Here is a 347-nt window from a genome sequence, read left to right as displayed (position 1 = left end):
CAACGCGGCGTTGTACGGTTAGTGAAGGGAATCGATTATGTTCGTATCACAGCAGAAGATGTGTTTTTACAGGCATCGACGATATCCTTTGATGCGGCAACCTTTGAAATGTGGGGAAGTTTGCTGAACGGTGCGAAGCTGGTACTGATGCCGCCGCGCATTCCGACGGTGGAAGAACTAGCCGAACGAATCCAAAAATACGGGGTAACCATTCTATGGTTAACGTCGGGCTTGTTTAATGTCATGGTGGAGCATCGCCTGCAGGGGTTAAACGGCGTGCGCCAACTGCTCGTAGGCGGTGATATTGTCTCGGTACCGCACGCGAAAAAAGCGATGCAAATCGAAGG

The 347-nt window shown here is 51.0% G+C and carries 1 protein-coding gene; it reads left to right on the top strand.

Going from position 1 to position 347, the window contains the following annotated elements; all coding sequences use genetic code 11:
* Positions 1–347 (top strand): AMP-binding protein (locus FS818_RS28415; RefSeq protein WP_145336754.1); only part of this gene is annotated, 347 nt, incomplete at both ends.

This window comes from Paenibacillus xylanexedens (assembly GCF_007680605.1).
In the GTDB taxonomy this organism is placed as follows: Bacteria; Bacillota; Bacilli; order Paenibacillales; family Paenibacillaceae; genus Paenibacillus; species Paenibacillus xylanexedens_B.
The sequence above is the reverse complement of the archived record's forward strand: the minus strand, read 5'-3'. Positions and strand labels throughout refer to the sequence as shown.